This window comes from Bradyrhizobium sp. UFLA05-153 (genome assembly GCF_054185185.1).
Genome location: NZ_JBBIAM010000025.1, coordinates 67,861 through 85,969, shown reverse-complemented (window position 1 = coordinate 85,969; position 18,109 = coordinate 67,861). Strand labels below are relative to the sequence as shown.

At 59.9% G+C, this 18,109-nt stretch carries 17 protein-coding genes and 1 pseudogene; 2 read left to right on the top strand and 16 right to left on the bottom strand.

The genetic code is table 11. From position 1 onward, the window contains the following. Positions 1-5 precede the first annotated feature (5 nt). The 5 genes from Q2941_RS17490 to Q2941_RS17470 form a co-directional block, all read right to left on the bottom strand. Positions 6-1,244, bottom strand: coding sequence for a DUF6973 domain-containing protein (locus Q2941_RS17490; RefSeq protein ID WP_458193245.1), 1,239 nt, complete (start codon positions 1,242-1,244; stop codon positions 6-8). 384 nt (positions 1,245-1,628) lie between these two features. Beyond that, on the bottom strand, positions 1,629-1,778 hold the full coding sequence (locus tag Q2941_RS17485; protein ID WP_458193244.1) for a hypothetical protein: 150 nt from the start codon (positions 1,776-1,778) through the stop codon (positions 1,629-1,631). Positions 1,779-2,366: 588 nt separating this feature from the next. Continuing rightward, entirely contained in the window at positions 2,367-4,478 is a 2,112-nt protein-coding gene (locus tag Q2941_RS17480) for a hypothetical protein (RefSeq protein ID WP_458193243.1), read from the bottom strand. After that, a complete protein-coding gene (locus Q2941_RS17475) occupies positions 4,463-6,148 on the bottom strand; it encodes a hypothetical protein (protein ID WP_458193242.1) in 1,686 nt (561 codons plus the stop codon). The genes Q2941_RS17480 and Q2941_RS17475 overlap by 16 nt, the downstream gene beginning before the upstream one ends. 74 nt (positions 6,149-6,222) lie before the next feature. Then, positions 6,223-7,125 (bottom strand): hypothetical protein, encoded by a 903-nt coding sequence (locus Q2941_RS17470; protein WP_458193241.1) that lies wholly within the window; start codon positions 7,123-7,125, stop codon positions 6,223-6,225. A 278-nt stretch (positions 7,126-7,403) separates the two neighbouring features. Between Q2941_RS17470 and Q2941_RS17465 the strand changes: the two are divergent. Then, a pseudogene (locus Q2941_RS17465) lies at positions 7,404-7,961 on the top strand (IS256 family transposase); the annotation flags it as partial. Positions 7,962-8,187: 226 nt separating this feature from the next. Here Q2941_RS17465 and Q2941_RS17460 read toward each other — a convergent pair. Then, positions 8,188-8,514, bottom strand: coding sequence for an aminoacyl-tRNA deacylase (locus Q2941_RS17460; protein ID WP_458193261.1), 327 nt, complete (start codon positions 8,512-8,514; stop codon positions 8,188-8,190). 1,083 nt (positions 8,515-9,597) lie between these two features. Between Q2941_RS17460 and Q2941_RS17455 the strand changes: the two genes are divergently transcribed. After that, entirely contained in the window at positions 9,598-9,732 is a 135-nt protein-coding gene (locus tag Q2941_RS17455; RefSeq protein WP_458193239.1) for a hypothetical protein, read from the top strand. 549 nt (positions 9,733-10,281) lie between these two features. Here the strand turns inward: Q2941_RS17455 and Q2941_RS17450 are convergent. From Q2941_RS17450 to Q2941_RS17405, 10 genes are all read right to left on the bottom strand, one after another. Then, positions 10,282-10,611, bottom strand: a complete 330-nt coding sequence (locus tag Q2941_RS17450; protein WP_458193238.1) for an HNH endonuclease — start codon at positions 10,609-10,611, stop codon at positions 10,282-10,284. A 7-nt stretch (positions 10,612-10,618) separates the two neighbouring features. After that, the gene (locus tag Q2941_RS17445) at positions 10,619-12,205 is read right to left on the bottom strand and encodes a terminase large subunit (RefSeq protein ID WP_458193237.1); all 1,587 of its coding nucleotides are present in this window, start codon (positions 12,203-12,205) and stop codon (positions 10,619-10,621) included. 581 nt (positions 12,206-12,786) lie between these two features. Further along, entirely contained in the window at positions 12,787-13,371 is a 585-nt protein-coding gene (locus Q2941_RS17440) for a hypothetical protein (RefSeq protein ID WP_458193236.1), read from the bottom strand. 164 nt (positions 13,372-13,535) lie between these two features. After that, a complete protein-coding gene (locus tag Q2941_RS17435) occupies positions 13,536-13,874 on the bottom strand; it encodes a hypothetical protein (protein WP_458193235.1) in 339 nt (112 codons plus the stop codon). A gap of 16 nt (positions 13,875-13,890) precedes the next feature. Beyond that, positions 13,891-15,687 carry a DNA polymerase gene (locus Q2941_RS17430; protein ID WP_458193234.1) on the bottom strand — a complete coding sequence of 599 codons (1,797 nt, stop codon included), beginning with the start codon at positions 15,685-15,687 and terminating at the stop codon, positions 13,891-13,893. Continuing rightward, positions 15,684-16,313 (bottom strand): hypothetical protein, encoded by a 630-nt coding sequence (locus tag Q2941_RS17425; RefSeq protein WP_458193233.1) that lies wholly within the window; start codon positions 16,311-16,313, stop codon positions 15,684-15,686. Before Q2941_RS17425 ends, Q2941_RS17430 begins: the two co-directional genes overlap by 4 nt. Before the next feature lie 70 nt (positions 16,314-16,383). Further along, positions 16,384-16,590: a hypothetical protein gene (locus tag Q2941_RS17420; RefSeq protein ID WP_458193232.1), complete on the bottom strand. Its 207-nt coding sequence runs from the start codon at positions 16,588-16,590 to the stop codon at positions 16,384-16,386. A gap of 63 nt (positions 16,591-16,653) precedes the next feature. Next, complete coding sequence (locus tag Q2941_RS17415) at positions 16,654-16,854, bottom strand: hypothetical protein (protein ID WP_458193231.1); 201 nt, start codon at positions 16,852-16,854, stop codon at positions 16,654-16,656. Positions 16,855-17,116: 262 nt separating this feature from the next. Further along, positions 17,117-17,758: a hypothetical protein gene (locus Q2941_RS17410; protein ID WP_458193230.1), complete on the bottom strand. Its 642-nt coding sequence runs from the start codon at positions 17,756-17,758 to the stop codon at positions 17,117-17,119. Positions 17,759-17,767: 9 nt separating this feature from the next. Then, positions 17,768-18,043, bottom strand: a complete 276-nt coding sequence (locus Q2941_RS17405; protein ID WP_458193229.1) for a hypothetical protein — start codon at positions 18,041-18,043, stop codon at positions 17,768-17,770. Positions 18,044-18,109: the final 66 nt, after the last annotated feature.

Below are 18,109 nucleotides of genomic sequence, written 5' to 3'. Positions count from 1 at the left end.
GAGAGTCAGCGCCTTGGATTAGTGTAAGGCGTTGGCAAGGCGAGCCTGCCTTCGTCATTCAACGACTTCAGCAGCCACATGTGAAACTGAAACTGCTGTTCCGGAATCGGTCGCCGAACGATAGTGACTTCGCCTTTTCCTCGGAAGGTGGCAACGTAGAGCCCGTCATCCCTGAACGTTCGTAGTACTTCTGCCGCGATATCGCGAGTGCTGGCTTTGCTGCCGAGGCTTTCCGCGATTCGGCGGCCAATTTCGTTGTTGAGCTGATCCGCAACGGTATCCGCTTCGAATAGCGCATTGGAAGGTACGGCTCGGTTAGTGAAACTTCTTTTGGTGGTGTCGACAGTAATGTTTTCGTGGGCGGCTCCCACGGCTACGGCGTGGTTCCTGCCCCATTTCTGAGTGATGACGGCCTGCCCGAAGGTATGCCTGAAGGCATTCATCTCACTCCCGTTCTGCAAGACGTCTCCTTTGTCTTTGTTGCTTTGCCCTGGAAAAGTCATCCCGTTGGCCCGAAGTACCAACGGATCATTGAGTTCCAGTTTCAGATTTATCAAGAAATTTTTTACAAGTTCTTCAAGGGTAAACAGCAGCCACCATACAAAAATTGGATCGAAACCCAAAATAGCTTGCCGAACTACGTTAGGAATCACGGTTTCTCCGAGTATCCCGGTGGCCGTCGGATCGGGGGCAACTATCTCCCGTGGAGGTGTTGGGATTAGTCGTGCGCTCCATTTTCCCGAACGTAGATTCACATTCGATTGTGCCGGTGGGCGTATGGGTTCCGTACCACGATAACCACCGGGGTTCGGTGGCACGCCGTTCGGAGGAAGTTCTTTGGACGCTGGAGGCGGACCTTCGATCTTCCCGACCGTGCCAACAGGGATGAGGTACTCCTGACCCGGTTTGATTTTGTCCGGATTCTCTAACGGCCGACCATCGGGCGCCTTCGCAATCCCTAGATAAGCGCCGTAAGCCGAATCGCGTCCATACTCTTTGTCATACCCGAGTTGTGCCAGTGACGACGAGACCCATGTCCCTTGCTTTGCTCGAAATCGTGCGTACCGGACACCTTCGCGATTCTCCGTACCGACAAGGGTGCCTGGGTTACCATTGTCTGTGGCACGACGCTCAGTGCTTCGCGCGGCGCCACCCAGCCCACGTGCGGCTTGCTGCGTAGCCGCGGTCCCACCACTTGACCCGGCGGGGGTCTTGAGTCCCTTTTCCTCTTCAGTGATCGTCATTGGCGCGATAACTGTTCTCTTCGACTGGTGGGTCAAGAAGCACGGGCCGCGCCCCAAGGTCCGATGCTCGATCGGGATCAGATCCGAACACAGGGCCAAAAGCATAACCCGCGGTCACCACCAAGGGAAGTCAAGTTCTGTCCGGTTCGGAATTGACGGTCCCAACACTCAATCAGAGCCCGATTTCGAAGGAACTGTAGTGTCCCAAAGATTGCCCCGGTACGACCAATCGCTTGCGATTTCCTGGGTCTCCAGCTTCTTCGTGCCCTCAATCTCAGCGCGCCCATATTTCAGACGCCAGTCCTTCGAGCGGACCGCCCGAAAAAGATGGGCGCTCAGCCATAGTTAGCTTTCGCGACGTCGTCGACCCAGATCGATGAAGTGTCACTCCGTGTCAATCACGAGATCACGGGCGTTCTCGATCACGATGTTCTTCTCGATATCGGGATCTTCGCGCTCTCCCTCCAGTGCTCGCGCCGCCAGCCGGATGTTCTCTAGCTCCGCGCGCCGGACCTCGGCCTGTACCTTCTTCACATCGAGCGCGCGATGGATAAGCTTGAAGTCCTCAAGCAGCGGAAATACGTCCCCGCCAGGCGTTCGATGTAGAGCGAATTGGTTGGCTCGATGACGAGGTCGTTGCCCTTCCGCGGCCAGGTGAGTCGGTCCGGATCACTTTCATAAACTGCTTTCGCAAGCGCCTCCAGTTCCTTGATGGTGTAGTTGCCAGCAGTTCGGATCGCGCAACAGGAGCTCCTCGCCCACGTCGAGGCAGTCCTGCATCATGTCCAGGGTGATTTTACGCCGAATGGTATCGAAGGCGGATTCATTGTGTTCGCCTGAAAGACCGAAATTTCTCGTTCCAGGTCGGCATGCCAGTGCACCCCCATCTGCGCCGGAACGTCTGCAAAGGCGCCAGGGAGCGTCAGATCACACGGGTCCTGCTCCGGTGTGATGTGACCCACGGGATGAGTTCGTCGAACATCTCTGAAACGACCAGCTTCATGGCTGCTCCGTGTGAGTATGGCTCGAACGGTCAAAACAGCGTCCTTCTGCGTCCGAAAAATTCCGGCAATGCCCCGTCGCCTAGACTGGCTATCCTGCACGTCGGGAAAACCGATCGAATCATTGCCCGGCGTCTACCGTTATGTTCTTGTTGTCTCCTACCACCACGACCTTGTCGATATCGGGATCGCCCAATTCACCGTTCGCCAACCGCGCGGCGAGCCGCAGATTCTCCAGTTCGGCGTGACGCGCTTCGGCCTGCGCTTTCTTGATATCGATGGCGCGGTGGATGAGCTTGAAATCTTCGAGCAATGGATGCGTGCCGACAAGAGCTTCTATGTAAAGTGACGATGTCGGAACCACGACAAGTTCGCTCGTGTCGTTTGTGCTCATCATTCGTTCAGCTAGGATACGCTTTATCTCGTCGCGGTGTTGATTGTAGGCGGCTGGATCCCGCTCGTACAGGCAACGTACAAGCCCCTTCAGTTCGTCAATGCTGTATCCACCAAGTGAGTCAGGATCTCGAAGCTGCAAGTCTTCATCTAGGTTCAGGTAATCTTGCATCATGTTGAGAGTGATAAAGTTGCTCTTTTTGAGCGCAAAGATAGCGTAATTTCCTTTGTAGCCTAGGACCTGATCGAGATCGGCAATCTCCACCAACTTCCTTGTTTGGACATCGACTTTCGGTACCGGGATTGAGAGCGAAAGCGTTCGCTTGCCTTCAATGAGATCCAATATGTCGGGATCCAACCTTCGCACGGGCACTCGTACATCGGTGGTATCGAGCTCGATATCAGGCGCGTCTATATTGTACAGACGAAAGTATCGCTGGTCCGGCGGCTCGTAACTCCAGATGGCTTGCATGTAGTGTAAAATGTTATCTTTGATATGCACGCGCAGCCTATCGACCGCGGCAACATTGTCATAATGTTCTTTGACTGCCGCGGAGAACTTATCCGTCGCGCTCTGTAGGGCTGTGTTCGCCACCTCGAGCTCGGCCAGCAGTCGCGCCCTTTCCCGCTCGGCGCGATCGCGTGTTTCCTTAACATAATCGACCATCGCCTGTGCGGCGCTAACCGCTCCCGTATCCTTTTGCCCGGTGAAATTGATGGGATCGAAGATGCGCGAGACTATATTGATCATTCCTTGTTGCTGTTCGGCGGTACCCAACCCGCGTATCGCATTCATTACGTCCTGCTGGTCCTTCGTAAGGACCTGATTCTGAGCTTGAATCTGTTGAGTAAGCGCCTCAATGACCGCTTTTTGTGCCTGCGCATTGCTCTCCAGAATGCGAATGTTGATTTCCGCTCCAACGAAGCTTTTCACGAGGTAGTCGAGCGCTGGACGAAACGAGTCGTCGAGGATGCTCCTCCTGAGGATCCAATCATGCCTGATTAGCCATGCATCATCGATCTCGTGCGGTGCTGGCACGTCGTTGGCTACGAGAATGACAGGGGTGATGCGTTGAATCCGCTCACTTAAAGCATAAGTGCGCTGCAACTCATAAAACAGATATGTAACGGCGAGCTCGTCGTTCGGATTCTGGATTTCATTGAAAGTCGTCTCTTCGGTTTCTGTTGAGCTGGCTGTTTCAAGCTCGACTTTGTTCTGCTGGCGATACTCCTGTGCTGCCTTCACTACGCTTTCACGAAACTCACGCTTAGTTGTCTGAGACGCCTTACTTTGATCGCCGCCGGCCTCCTGCGTGGCCTTGATATCGTATATCTTATCGTTGCCGATTGTTTCTGCTGCGGTGACTTTGAAATTACTGGTTTGGCTGGCCTTCTCAATGATTTCGGACTCGGCGCGCGAGGTGTCATTCCGCTCCGATCGCCTCGTGTGTAGATTGTCCTCCAACTCCTTACGAGCGCGGCTCTTCTTCGTGACCACTTTTGTAGTGTAACGGCGAATTTCCTTAGGCGCGAGCGGTATCGTGGAAACAAGATCCCCAACTTGGTAGTTCTTGGGTTCCCAAGTTTGGCGATAGGTAATCATCAGGCCGAAATTGATTGAGTCCTTAGCAAACACCTCGAATGCGTATCGCTCCCGCATAACAGCATCTAGCGACACCAACAGATGTTGGAGGCGGCTTGCTCCATTCAACGCGGGTTGACTAGTGGTAACGGTGTCGGTTTGGCTGCTTGCCAGAGCAACAAGGGTTGCTGATCCAGGCTTGATCAACCGAGCTGCTGCGGTCCCCGTATTTGGCCCCATAATCAATCCTTGATCCATGTAAACGTAACGCGCATGCGATCGCTGAGTTTGGTATCGAGCCCTGTCAGCCGATAGAAACCAGTCCGAAACGCACCGATTCCTCTAGGCGCCGCCTTTACGAATTCAAGCGCTGCGGTTCTCAGATCGCTTGTCGCTACCTGCATGCGATCCGTTTGAGATGGATTCCAGCCCTTGTTGTTGTCGGTGCCCACTCCCTTGGTACTGAGAATCGTACCGTCCTGACTGAATAAAAAGAAATCGATCCCTTTCCACCACCACGTTTGTGGAGTGTTGGCGATCACAATCTCGACTTGGCCTGGTGACACCGCATCAGATTCAAAGGTTACCTCAATTCGGTCGCCCTCGAGAGGCAGAGGTGGCTTTTCTCCGCTTTCAGGAGTTTCGAAGTTGTCCCATGTCAACGTTGGCTTTCCTGCGAGCCATTGCGCGATCTTTCCGATGCTCCAACCCACGGGGTCGGAGAAGGCGCCGGCCAAGTCATTTCCAGTTGCACCCGCTACGATGCCGCCCAGTGTGGTATGCTTGGCTACATCGGCGGCCACGCCTGCGGCTGAGATTGACGTGCTGTCGCCAGGAGAGGTTGATTGTTGTAGCGCGGGCGGTGTATCGACAGCCTTGATCGTCGAGAGATCTCGAATTTCGCCCATGAGCTGTGCGAGATCATCCAGCGTGTTGACTGTCAGATCGGGACGGTCGTCGATTCCCAGGGATGTCTTAAGCTTGACGTATTCGTAATAAAGTTCTTTGCCCAGCGTGGTGAGCTGGCCATCGAATACTTCCGTCCATATATGTTGAAACGCTATCTGCAAACTGCTGAAGTCGTGGTACGACGTGACATCCGAGGGCCCTGAGCGCAACTCGAACGTCTGCAATGCATCCGCGAGATCAGCTTGCCGCTGACGCCCTGGGACTTCGAACCGAACCTGCGTCTCCGGAGCAGACACGCTCTCCATCAGCGACGTGACTTGTTGATTGATAAGTGATCGCACATCCGACTCACTGGGCGGCTCAGGACTGTTGCGATCAGAGGGTATGGGGTTGCCGGGTTGGTCGTCCTGCGTGGCGTCAATTTCGTCTTGCTCCATGCTAAGAAGCCACTGTTCTGCCTCTTTTTCAGCATTGCAGGGTGATGGAGCGAAACGGGGGCGTTCAGACGGTAGCGCGTCTATTCGATCTTGGATATAAGTGAGCAGGTCAGCGAGCGCAATCGTACCAAGCATTCCCACAGCAGCCCCGCGTTGGTCGATAAGCGTGATAAGTGAATCGGTCTCGCGAATCCGGAGCGTTCGAAGGTGGGCAGAAGCAGCGAGCGAGTCGAGTCCGGCACGCACTGTGTTTTCCCTGGAGGCGGGGTCGAGTGCAACGCCCGAGTTGGCATACGTAGGCCCTGCTCTGTCGTCAGCGGAGTACTTGCTTGCAGTGAATGCCTTAAAGGCAAGGTCAGCACGCGTCCGCATCGTCTGACTGTCGACCGCCCTCGGACGCAGGTTTTCGGCGAGCGCCGTCTTCAAGTGTCCTTCATTCAGGAACGCGTCGCTTATCGCGGATTGTATCGTCGCGGCCGCGCTGCCTTGTCTCGCCTGGGGCCCGTTGTCCGAATTAAGTTGTTCTGACGGCGAAGTGACACCGCTGGCTCGGACTCCGACTGATTTAAGATCCTCTTCCATGATCAACTCGCACAGCATTTATCGTGCGCAAACAGCATGACCACAATTGCCCAGAGCGCGGCGCGAGGATAGATCTATCGCGGCTTGATGCTACTAACCCGCGGAATCGTCGTTTCAGCTCCGGAAACAGTCGTGTCAGTCTGCTTGAGCGCTTGTGGCTCCGGGGGTGCTGGCTTCGCGTCCTGGAGCGCGGTCCACCAAGCGAACGCCGTTTTAATGATGGGAACCACATCGGCGTCTGCGGCGAGTTCGAGAGTCGCCCTGATGGTCTCTGCGCCAGCGAACGCGGCACGCTGTGCCGCCAGAACCTGATGGCGAGTGAACGAACTTGTCTCAGCAACTCTGGTCTTCTCGGCGATCGCTTCAATGAGTTGCGCGCCCTGGCCCGAGTATAAGCCACCAAGTGGCCACGCGGCCCCTTCCGGTGCCGGTGGCAATCCGTAAGCACGAGCCACAGCGTCATTCTGCAAAACATGCACGCATGTGGAGAATATACTCGATGTCTGCGCGTGAGATGCTTTGACGGCGGTACCGCTAAACGTCGTGAGGTACTCGCTTAGGGTACTGAGTCGATCGCGAAATGCTTGCTTCAGGCTTTCTACCCCCTCATCAAACGTGCGTTTGGTGTATCGCATGGCAGCGTCGAGGACTGCATCGCGAGCAATCTGAAACTGCGTCGCTTGCGGCTCACCGTCAGCGCCCGCGCAATCACATGCGCCGAACACCGCGCGAAACATCGCGGCTCGCTTGACTCGATCTGGGAAGCGAGGATCGGAGCCTGCCCGATACCACAAGTTTGCGAGGTGTGTTGCGACTTCGTCGGGAACTTGGGTAAAGTAGTTGGGACGATCGACAAAATCCTTTGCAACAGCGATCGCGGTTTCGACGATTGCTGCATCCATCGCTGATTGACCGTACATTTCCCCCAACAGAGGGCCCAAATCAACAGGCATTACACCAGTCGCAGGCTTAGGCATTATGACCTCCTTTCAAGGCGTCGCGCTCCGCGCAGTCCAAGGAAATCAAGGCGAAAACGATCCGAGGCCGCTTGCCACCAAGGCGGCCGGGGGCAGACAATGGGGGCACGGAAAGCTCCGGCGATACAAATCACTTTACTCTAGAACCTTTTTGAGTGCAACCAAAGCGGGTAGTCCCGGGGATGTCCCGGGTTCTGTTGAATTTCTGAAGAGGTCGGCGTTGCCCACCTTTGAGCCGGTAGGCTCGGGGTGCTGATTCCACAAAGGAGAGCAACGCCGTGACGAGAGATATCACACCGGCTGGTTCCGCCGGCGACTGGAGCTGTGGACGAAGCGTTTGCAGAAGTGCGGGCGAGCTTCGATCGGTTCTGTCTTGCGGCAGGGATCGAGGCGCTTGGCACGATGATGGAGGCGGATGTCACGGCGGCCTGCGGGCCGCGCCACAGTCGCGACGCGGCGTAGCGGACGCACCGTTGGGGCCGAACGCGACGGCGGATCGGCTTCCACGGTGGCAAGATCGAGGTCGAGCGCCCGCGAGTTCGGGGCCTGGACGGCCGCAAGGTCACGATCCCGAGCTGGAAAATGGCGGCGGAGGAGGACTGGCTCGGTCGCTGGGCGATGAATCTGATGCTGATCAATGTCTCGACGCGGCGGTTCGGCCGCCCGAGGGTGACGTGCCGGCGCCGTCTGGATCTGGGGTTTCGAAGTCGGCGGCCTCGCGGAGGTTCGTAGCGCTGTCAGCGGCGCGGCTGGCCGACTTCATGGCTGCCGATCTGTCCGCGCTCGACCTTCTGGTGGTCCAAATCGACGGGCTGCATCTGGGCGACGATCTCGTGCGGGCTTGACGCTCGTGTCCGAAGCATCCCCATGGCGCTCCACCGCCGCCCGCACGTGAATTCATTGCGCTGTACGCAATTCTGAACGTGGGGCGCTATTGCCGATCGTGCCAGTCGTGAACGAAAAGCCACCTCTCAAAAGCATGTGAAAACTACTATCGTCAGCAACCAGACTTTTTTCAAAGGCGGCTTACGCCGTGATCGCTCCAGTCCGCATTGAACGGCCTCAATCGTGCGCGGTGAAGTGGCCGTGCCAAGCCTCCGCGGTCAATCGCGCAAACTGCTCGCGGTCCAGATGGATGAGTGTGGCGTGATCGCCGCCCTCCATGTAGATCTCGCGTTGCACCTCGATGCTGTCGTCGACGATGACGTCGAGTCCATAGCACTCGCCAACCGGCGGAACGGCCCCACGTTCGCAGTCGCAAAACAGCTGCGCGATCTCGTCTTCATTCGCCAGGTCGACCTTGTCGCCGAGCTGCATTCTCAAGTCTGAGAGGTGGATGTGGTGAGAGGCCGGAAGGATCGCCGGGATGTAGCCCCCGTCGCGGCGCAGCGAACTCGACTGCGACCTTGCCGCGCACCTGATCGTAGGCCGAAGATGAGATGCAGATACCGCCCGGCTCCGCGGCCGTACCGACCTCGTCGAGACCCATCAGGCGCGAGTAACCGGCCACGTCAGCCGCGACTATGGCTGCTAACCCTGCGTCCGACCCGAGGTGGTTGTGCTGGCTCCATGGTCAAGCCCGCTCCTAACGCGGCATCTTGTACGAAGGTGAACTGGGGCGCAAGGGTTCTCGCGCTGCTCGATGCGGCACTCGGGGCGGCGGCGCCGGTCAAGAACCCAGCCTCGACGCGAGAGGTCGCTTTCGGAAAAGATTCCCAGGCTGCCGCCCGGAACGGGATTTTTTGTCGTCGGAGACAGGTTCCGCTCCGTCTGTTGCGACGGAACGGCCCCAAATCCAATTCGTCTGGGCCGAAATTCGGGGGGCTACTTCAAAACGAGCTGGTAATCGACGCAGCGCAACAAGAAACAGCCATCTTACTGGCGGGAACGGGATTTTTGCCGCCAGAGACAGGCGCCCCAAAACGTGCCTAAGAAACGAGACCTGTGCGCAGAGACACAAGAGCTCCCCTCACGATCGCGAAAAACCGGCCGAAAATAGGCCGTTCCGCAAGCAGGTCTTCCACGGCGAGTTTCGGCGGACTGTCGTTGTATCCGGGCGCCGCTCTTGCCCACATGACATTTGTGAAAATCGGCCCGCGTGCGCATCGCTGTCGGCGGAATGGGCAGCACAGGCGGGGGGGCAGGTAGTTTCTTTTCCGACCATCCCATTTCGAGCGCGGCGGCGCTCCTATCTTAGCGGCCGCAGGTTGGAGGAAAATTTTCCGCAAACAGGCATGTCCCGCTCAGTGAGCTTTCCGCATCTCGGGTTGATCGCTGCGCTATCGGTCATCACTGCGCTTCCTTTCCGATTGAGATATACTGGCCATTGCCTCAGTTGAGCCAGGAGGCAGTGATGACCAGCACCAGTGGGCAGTATGCCACAGCGTCAACGATGGTGACGGACTCCCGCCCGGCCGCGGGCCGCCGCATGCCGATTGGGCCTACATTGCAACCGCTGGGCGCGATGCCAGGATGTCGAAGGTCTGCGGCACCTATCGCGAAAGCGAGACGTACGGCTTCGAGAACATCGTCGCGCTGAACGGCTCCAGTTTTATTTGCACGCACGGACGATCCTGGGGCGTGCCCAGGGTGATGGATGGCAACTGATCGCATCCGCTGGCAGGGTCGGCAAGCCACGGCCAAAGGGAGAGCGCGGTGAACCCGGTCCGCGCGGTGAGCGCGGCCTGCCTGGTCAGGCGGTCCTGAGCTGGCAGATCGATCCCGAGCGTTATCACGCAAGGCCTTTGATGTCTGATGGAAGCGAGGGACCGGCATTGGAGTTGCGCCCGCTGTTTGAGCAATACCATACGGAAAGCTCAGGTGACTGAACCCTCCCTGAGGCATCGCGGCCGGGAAACGAAGCGTGCCGCTATTGGTGATCGACCCGCTTGCCGGCCCGGTCATTTCGCCGCCAACGTTGCTGTGCCTCTCGCGTCATTGGCAGGCGACGGCTCGGCAGCAGGGACGGCAGGCTCTTGCGGGTGATCTTGTCGGTGAAGTCGAGGATCCGCGCGGCAAACGAAAGGCCCCGGTCCCGAGAAATCGGGGCCCTCTCATCACAACACCAACAACACCACGAAGAGGCGCCAGGTCATGACATCCTGGCGCGAGGCTAGCTTATCGCGACGCCTGGGCGACGGCAACGCGCGTCTAACCTTAAGGCACATTTCCCTTGTCGGGCGTCCTATTCCACGGATGATCGGGATCAAGCGGCATGCCGTTGATATCGCATCCTCGGAACAAGAACTTCCTGCCGAGTTGTTCAATCACCCGCGTCTTGGTGTTGTGGCACGACGCACAAAGCGACAACAGCGCATACAGCGGCGGGAAAGGTTCACCGCCTTTCGAAATGGCGACCAGGTGGTCGACCACGGTGGCGACTTCAACGCGACCAGCGTCCAGGCAGAGCTCGCAAAGCGGTTGCTCTCGTAACTTGGCGCCCCGTATGTTCTGCCATCGCGTGGTGTTGTACGGCCACTTAGCCATTTCGCCCTCACCCGATCATTGCCTCAGGGTCGAATTTCACAGCCGCCGGTTTTGCGGCGCCGCCCATCGCCATCAACAGCGCGACAATGCCGTCGATGTGCCCGATGGCGCGCTTCTTACTCGGCTTGCGATTGGCGGCTGCGTCCGTTTCGATCGCAACGTTGCTCATCTGCCAGCGCAGGATCGGATGCCCACCGTGGTGGATGCGCCGGTCTAGAACGGCAGCTTCCAATTCCTGGACGGCCGGGGACATGCTCACGAACCCTTGCCCAAACTCCACCAGCGGCAACTTGATGCCCTCTTCCTCGCACTTGGCGTTGAACGTCTTGATGTAGGCGCGATCGTAGGCGACGTGCGTGAGCTCGTATTTTGCGCGGATCTCGGCAAGCCGCTGGATGATTGCCCGATAGTTGATCGCGCGGCCTGGGGTCGTCTCGAGCAGGCCGCGGTCGCGCCAGGTGCGATAGTGTCCGCCCTCCTTGCGATCGCGATCTAGCAAGCCCTCCGCGGGTAGCCAGAAGTACGGCAGCACGGCGCCATTGTGCGGCCAGTACAGCACCAAAGCGCTCATGTCCGTCGTCTGAGATAGATCAAGCCCGGCATAGCAAAGCTTGCCGGAGAGCTCGGCCATGTTGAGCGGCTGGGCGCAGGCCATCCAATCGACATCGGAAATGAATTGCAGGTTCATGTCGATCCGCTTGTTCAAGCGCAGATTTTCAAACCGGCTGCGAAAACTCGGCAGTCGTCTCGCCTGCGCTGCCGACGCGCGAAATTCTTCCAGGTCGAGAAACTTGCCGAGGGCCTCGTTGCAATCGTGCCAGGTCCGCTCATCGAAAACATCGGCATCGGCCGGGGCCGCGGCCAGTTGCAGGTACACGCTTTCGTCCTGGCCCAGCGCAGCATCGTCAATCAGTTGCGACAAGGGGTGCTGATCGTTCGCCGCCTGAGTGGAGATGACGACGCCGAGACTTTCGTTACGCTTGCCCATACTCGAGCGTAGATTGTTGAGAAGATCCGCGTTCGGCGCCTGCGCAAATTCATCGTAGATCCAGAACGAAGGCGACAAACCGTGTGCGCGCCTGTCGTCGGCGCTCAAGCTTTCATAGATGCTGCCAGCGCCAGCGCCTCTCATCACTTCGATGACTTTGCCGTAGCGTTGCAGGTTGCAGCGGGCATCGAATTCGGGGACGGCGTGAATGATGGCCTGCATCTCGGCGAAGATTAGCCCGGCTTGCAATTTGTTGAATGCGGCCGAATAGACCTCGCCGCGCGTTTCGCTCTCGGGTCCCAACAGATGCGCCAACGCGAGCCCTGCTAACAGGCCGGTTTTGCCGTTGCCGCGCGGTTCTGACTTGATCGCTAACCGGATCTTTCGGCGCCCGGCCGTCGACATGCGGCCATAGACGGCCTCGACAAACCGGCGTTGACCAGACAGCAGGCGCATTTTGCGGCCGGCGAAAATACCTTTTGTGATCGGCAGGCTTTCCAGGAAGGCGATAACCCGATCGACCCGCTTGCGCTTGCGGTTCCAGGCGTTCCGCACGGGTTTCCCGGCGGGTGGTTGAGGTCTGGCGTGAGGGCCGCGTAATCCCATACCCCAAACTTAATAAAAATTCCCGAGGAAAGCAGCGCCCGGGCAAATTCCGCGGAGAAATTAACTCCGTCTTGCGGTGCTGCCGCGGTCCGCAAAAGAGGAACCTCTATTTTTAGACCCTCCCCCCACCCATTTCATGCGCCTCGCCCTCCACTTTCGCCATGACTTCGAGCGAACCGCCGCCTGCGGTGCGGCCCGGCGATCCTGCGCATTCCAGGCACCCGACAGCGCCACGCCGTGAGCAATCTGGAGATAGAAGGTCGGATGGACGAGGAGTGCCTCGTGAGAACAAAGATCAAAGCAAGCTTGATTGGCACGATCGTTGGCCCAGACGTGGACGTGCCTTGCTGCACGCTGATTGGTTGCCCTTCGCCAACCCATTGCGCATGCGGCAGGGTGAGGGCCGGAACGGTGATTGATGCGGCACCGTCGAATGACCCAACGGCTGCGTCAGCACGGCAGCCAGCCAGCCTGTGCTGACCAGGAAGCGGCGCACGTCAGCGTCGATCGTCACCGCAAGCGCTCGCAGTAGCGTGCTTGCTTCCACGCGTTACTCCCGGCCGCTGTTGGACGCTTACGCATCAGACGGATCTTCCTGCCATCGCAAGCTCTCGACTGAGCAGGGGTGTTATCACCGGCCGTTGCGGGTCCTCGCCGCGAGGGTGAAGGACGGGGCCGCCCGTGTGGCGGCGATCGAACCTAGCCCAAACGAAATTGTCCTTGCCCGTGTGCTTCGAGCCGTCGATCCATTTCATGCGGCCGATTACTGCGATGTCCGTGCAGGAGGGCAGAAACGGCGCGGCCTGTTTGGTCGCGAACCAGTCCCAATCGATCAGAAGCCAACTGATACGCGCGGCGCGTTGGAAGTGAACGATCAGCCGATGCAGCACCTCGCGGGAGTGCGGAGGGTTCGTGATTACAATCGCGATCGTGCCGTTGTCAGTGTACCGATCGCGAGCGAGCGCGTCCTGGCCGGTGCGGATGTCGCCTTGGTAGACGCAACGCAAGCCGAAGGATTCCAGGTGCCGAACCAGCGTGCCATCGCCTGCACAGGGTTCAACGAAACTGCGAACGCCGCGAAGGTAGGGGATCAACGGCAGCACGGCCTTGCGCGGCGTTGCGTAGAAGTCCGCCTCGCGCCGTTGGAAGTCCGATCGCTTACCCATCGTTGTCCTCACCTCGGTGGATTGGTTGGGGGTATCTAGATTCCTGAGAAGAGTAAGAGAGTAGAGAAGAGTAAGAGAGAAGGGGTACGTCTGAGCCAAATCCGGCTCAGGTTTCGGGAAAAACCTGAGCCAATTTTGGTCGACGGACCTGAGCCTAAATTGGCTCAGGTTTCAGTCGGCACACCGAGCCGAACGATCGGCGATTTGCCATTGCCCCGGCTCTCGATGGCAATGAGCCCGCGCCGCTCCAGATCGCGCAGTGCCCGCCACTTGACGCGACGCGACAAGCTCAGCGTCTTGTTTCCGAGTTTGACCGTGGCGCTGTGCTCGCGGAATCGCAGCATCAGCAGATGCAGCGCGAGTTGCCACGTTCGGCCGCCCGCACCGTCGAGCGCGTCGTGCCACGCCAGCGGCACTTTGATGAAAGCTTCGCCCCGCAAGGCCGCTCGCTTGCGCGTGAACCGCGTCTCGACGCGCACGCCCTCGATGCCGTCGATCCTCACCACGTTGCCTTCGCGCTCATGCAATCGCCCTCTCGCATCGGTTGAGCAGCTTCATGACCTTGCCCCACATCGCCGCGCCGCTCGCCTTCATGTAGCGGTCCGGGTAGCGGATCAGCTTCGCGTCAGTGCCGAGCTCGAAGCCGTCGAGCACCACGCGCGAGGCTTCGACCATGCAGGCGCGCAGCGCCTCAGTGTCGGCCTCCAAGCGATCCAGCGGCGCGATCAGCAGGAAGGCATCGTGCACCGGCGCGCAGATTCGCAGGCCGCGCTCGGTGGCGAGGCAGGCCGCGAGCCGCATCATCTCGGCACCGTGGGCCTGCATCGGAAAATTCATCAGCGAGCGCGGATTGAGATCCCTCCGCTTCCTCTTCTTCGCGCTCGCGGTCGCCGCTGTGTTTTCATAGTTGGCTGTTGACGGCGGGATACGCTGCGTCCAGCCGAACACGGTGCGGATCGATCCGCTCAGGATCGCGCGATCGACGGTGGCGTCGGACCACTCCCAGAATCGCGGATACTGCTCGCGGTGTACGCGCACCAATTCACGCGTGATGCACTCCGGCTTGTCGAGGCGGTTCGCCATGCCGCGCGCGCTCTGCCCGTAGTTGACCGCGAGCACCACGCTCTTGCACAGCGCGCGCTCCGGACTGTCGCCATGACTCTCCTCATCGGCATCGAACGGCATCACCCCCGCGCGCTTGCCGAAGTCGATGTACACGTCTCCGCTGAGGTAGGACGCCATCAGAGTGGGATCGTTCGACAGTTTCGCCGCGATGCCGATCTCTTGCGTCTTCCAATCGACCAGCGCCACGCCGTGACCGGGCGGCGGCTTGATCAGTCCGCGAATCCACTTCGCCGGGCCGAACACGAACTTCGCGTTGCTCGGCGCGTTGCGCGAGGTCGTGGTGCTGAAGGGCGAGAGCAGTGTGCGATTGCGCCCGTCGCGCCCGACCGCGAGGTCGTGCAATCGCATCTCGCTCAGCGTGTTGCGCAGCTCACGCAGCGGGACCAAGCAGGGGTAGGCATGCGCGCGGTCCTTCCAAGTGTCATCGTCGAGAACAGGACGCCCGCTCTCGTGCAGCGGCCAAGGGATGCCGCGCTCCGCGCACATCGCGAGGAATCGCTGCTCGCGGAACGCGCGGCCGTCATAGACGCAGTAATCGCGATCGACCTCCCCGATCAGGAGGTCTTCGATGCACTCCCAATTCTCGCACAGCGCGGCCAACGTCTCGGTGTCGATCGGGACGCCCTCATGCTCCATCGCAGCGACCGCGACCGTGCCGCGCCCGCGCAGCAGCGCGCGCGGCAGATCGATCGCGGGCAGCATCGCACCGAGCAGCGGCACCGTCCTCTCCACGACGTCATCCGTGCAATATTGGATGGCGACCTCCTTGCTGTAGCGGTCGCGCCAGACGCCAGCGCCGATCGCCTTCGAGATCGCGTCCTTGAACGCCGCGTCGCCGGCAGGAATGCCGTAGTGCGCCAGCGCCGCGACCAAGCTCCGGCCAGTGACCGATAGACCGTTCGTGATGCAGCGCTGCTCCGCGTAGAGGTCGAGCACGCGCAGCGGCGGCGGCCAGCCCAACGCGCGATAGCAGCCCCATTCGGCCGAAGCGAAGAAGGCGACGCAGAGCACATCGGGACCCGTGGCGAACGGTGGCTCGGTGGCGAACTCGTCTTCCCAAATCTGGAAGAGCCGGCCGCTACGCAGCTCGTACGCGACGCAGCAGACGGGTATCTGTCGCTCGCCGGGAGGCGCCTCGAACTCGAAATCGAGAACCACGACCTCGCGGAAGCTCACGAGCGACGCGCTCACTTCCCGCCTCGCCGCAGGGTTTGGATGATGATGTGATCCTCGTCGGCGATGCAGTAGTGCTTGAACGCGATCTTGAGAATCTCGTCCATCGACTCCTTCGGCCACTTCGGTTCGGGAATCTCGGCGGTCGCCACCCAAACGTCATAGCCACCGTTCCCCATGTCAGCCTTCAGGCGAACCCACTTGCGCATGGCCAATTGCGCCGCCTCGCGCGCACTGACGTTCCACGAGTTGTCTTTGCCGGTCGTCCGGTTCGGCAGCTTGATCGGCCACAAGAACACGCGGCCCTGCCGATCGATCGCGAGGTACACGGACGCGTCCACAGCCTCATCGCTCATCGCTTCGCTGACGGTCGCGGGCACGTAGTAGACCTCGCGCTCGTCCTTGTCCTCCAGAATGCAGAGGTCGCGGTGATACGCCGGGTCCGGGTGCACGCGGACCCAAGATTGGTTCGGAGGCTTGCGGACGCGCACCGTCAGCAGCGGCTTCTCGGCCGGCGCGACGCCCGCGCCCTCAGGCGGAAGGCGCATGTTCTCCGGTGCGAACGGGTCGAGCGGTTCGGTCGTCGGCTCTTGCGTCTCGCCGATCATGCTGATGACGTTCGGATTGTTAGGTGTCTTCGACATTTGGAAATCCTCCGGGTGTTGACGACAAGTGCGGCCGGGCTCGCTGCGAACGGGTCCGGCCGAAAAATTCTCAGGCGCAGTCGTCCATCAGATCGCGTTCGTCGAGCAGCGCGACGACGGCGAGCGCCGAGCCGGTCGCGCGAGCGCGCACTTCGATCTTGTCGCGCGCGCAGCGCTTGAAATTGAATTCGATCAGGTCCTCGCTCACCATGAACTTCACGGTGTCGATCGCGGCTCGCTGGATTTGACACGTGGTCGTCGGGTCGTAGGGCTTCATTCGAATTCTCCTGTGGGTTGTTGAGCGAGCAGCAGAGATGATCGCTGCCCGCTCACTGCTGGCTTAAGCCGCCAGAATGAACGCGCGCTTTGCCACGTGGCGCAGTGCGAGCCGCACCGCATGAGCAATCTCGACGTCGCTGAAATGGCGCGGGTGGTGGATGCGGCGGATCAAGTTGCTGTAGAACGCCGCGCGCGCGGGCGGCGCGAGGCCGGCCGCGGCGTTCCGGATGATTCTGTGCTGATGGTTTGACAGTTGCGACATGGGCTCGTGCTCCTCTGTTGCGGAACTCCGGCCTTGGCGCTATATGACGGGGGCTCGTGCAGAGCCTCCGGCTGGTCGCTCGGCCGGAAACTTTCCATCTTCTGCGAAAATCGGCCCCGGTTAGCGCTGGGGCCTTTTCCTTGAGAAAAGCCCCCGGCGCTGGCTGGCGTCGAGGGCTTTGCTTTTAGGCCGGCCGATGATCGGAGTTGTGGGAAAAGCTTGGGCTGCGGGCAGACGCGGAAGCTTTTACCACGATGCGCTGTTAGTGAGCCCCGCCTCCAAGAATGAGGCCGTGCAGCCGACTCCAGACATGCTCGACCGAGTCCTCGTCGATCGTCGCAGCGCGCTCGGCGTGCAGTGCTTGGGTCGTGACCGCGCAGCCGCTCGGGTGCTCTCTCTGCCGCTGTGCGGGGCTTCGCCGCGGCCGCATCCCGAACCGCGCACATACATCGCGGATGACGAACAAGATCGCGATATCTCGCAGGTAGTGCGAGTTCGTCTGCATCGAACGCACACGCGACGGTCTGCCGAATCGGACTCGGTCCTGCATGTAGGCGTCGAGCAGGACTGGCCTGTCGCAGCGAATAAACCCGTAGTACCGATCCAGCTCGCACAGCGCCTCGTCGGCGAGGCCCCATCCCGCGCGCGCAGAGAACACCAAGTCTTGCATCGCATCCGGATCATGCCTCGCGCGCATCTTGAGCGTCTCTCGCAGACCGTGCAGCGAGTTATCTCTGTCGAACGGGTCGAGCCGCTCGCGCCAACCGCGCAGCGTGCCGCCCTCGATCCAGTCGAGCTGTCCGACGATGCCCCTGTCTCTGATGGCGCGGACCTGCTCGCGGGCGAACGCCAGCGCGTCGTGTGCGCGTGTAGCGACGAGCTGTCGGTCGGTCTTCGACTTCACGGCCACTCCTCACTTGTCGGCTTGCTCGCTCTCTTGCGCCTGCTCGTCCTCTTGCGCCAGACGATCGCGCTCCGCAATCCACTCGTCGGCCGCTGCGCTCGTGATGATCGTCATCTCGCTGCCATCCCAAACGCGGGCCTCGCGGGGTCCGCCTCCCTCGCGTTTCATCCTCTGATAAGTCGAGGGACTGATGCCAACTGCGGCACAAAACTCGAGGGGCGTGTACGCAAGCCGCTGTATCGGCTTGGTCAATTTGGCGAGTGTCTTGCGCGAAGGCGTCGGCATGGGCCGCTCTCCCTATGGGGCCTTACCACACCCTGTTATAGCGCCTATGGCGTGCAAATCTGTGGT

Bases quoted from the DNA above. Each gene is read 5' to 3' on its own strand.
- Q2941_RS17490 (WP_458193245.1), bottom strand. From the start codon at position 1,244: ATGACGATCACTGAAGAGGAAAAGGGACTCAAGACCCCCGCCGGGTCA.
- Q2941_RS17480 (WP_458193243.1), bottom strand. From the start codon at position 4,478: ATGGATCAAGGATTGATTATGGGGCCAAATACGGGGACCGCAGCAGCT.
- Q2941_RS17475 (WP_458193242.1), bottom strand. From the start codon at position 6,148: ATGGAAGAGGATCTTAAATCAGTCGGAGTCCGAGCCAGCGGTGTCACT.
- Q2941_RS17470 (WP_458193241.1), bottom strand. From the start codon at position 7,125: ATGCCTAAGCCTGCGACTGGTGTAATGCCTGTTGATTTGGGCCCTCTG.
- Q2941_RS17455 (WP_458193239.1), top strand. From the start codon at position 9,598: ATGTCGAAGGTCTGCGGCACCTATCGCGAAAGCGAGACGTACGGCTTC.
- Q2941_RS17450 (WP_458193238.1), bottom strand. From the start codon at position 10,611: ATGGCTAAGTGGCCGTACAACACCACGCGATGGCAGAACATACGGGGC.
- Q2941_RS17445 (WP_458193237.1), bottom strand. From the start codon at position 12,205: ATGGGATTACGCGGCCCTCACGCCAGACCTCAACCACCCGCCGGGAAA.
- Q2941_RS17440 (WP_458193236.1), bottom strand. From the start codon at position 13,371: ATGGGTAAGCGATCGGACTTCCAACGGCGCGAGGCGGACTTCTACGCA.
- Q2941_RS17425 (WP_458193233.1), bottom strand. From the start codon at position 16,313: ATGTCGAAGACACCTAACAATCCGAACGTCATCAGCATGATCGGCGAG.
- Q2941_RS17420 (WP_458193232.1), bottom strand. From the start codon at position 16,590: ATGAAGCCCTACGACCCGACGACCACGTGTCAAATCCAGCGAGCCGCG.
- Q2941_RS17415 (WP_458193231.1), bottom strand. From the start codon at position 16,854: ATGTCGCAACTGTCAAACCATCAGCACAGAATCATCCGGAACGCCGCG.
- Q2941_RS17405 (WP_458193229.1), bottom strand. From the start codon at position 18,043: ATGCCGACGCCTTCGCGCAAGACACTCGCCAAATTGACCAAGCCGATA.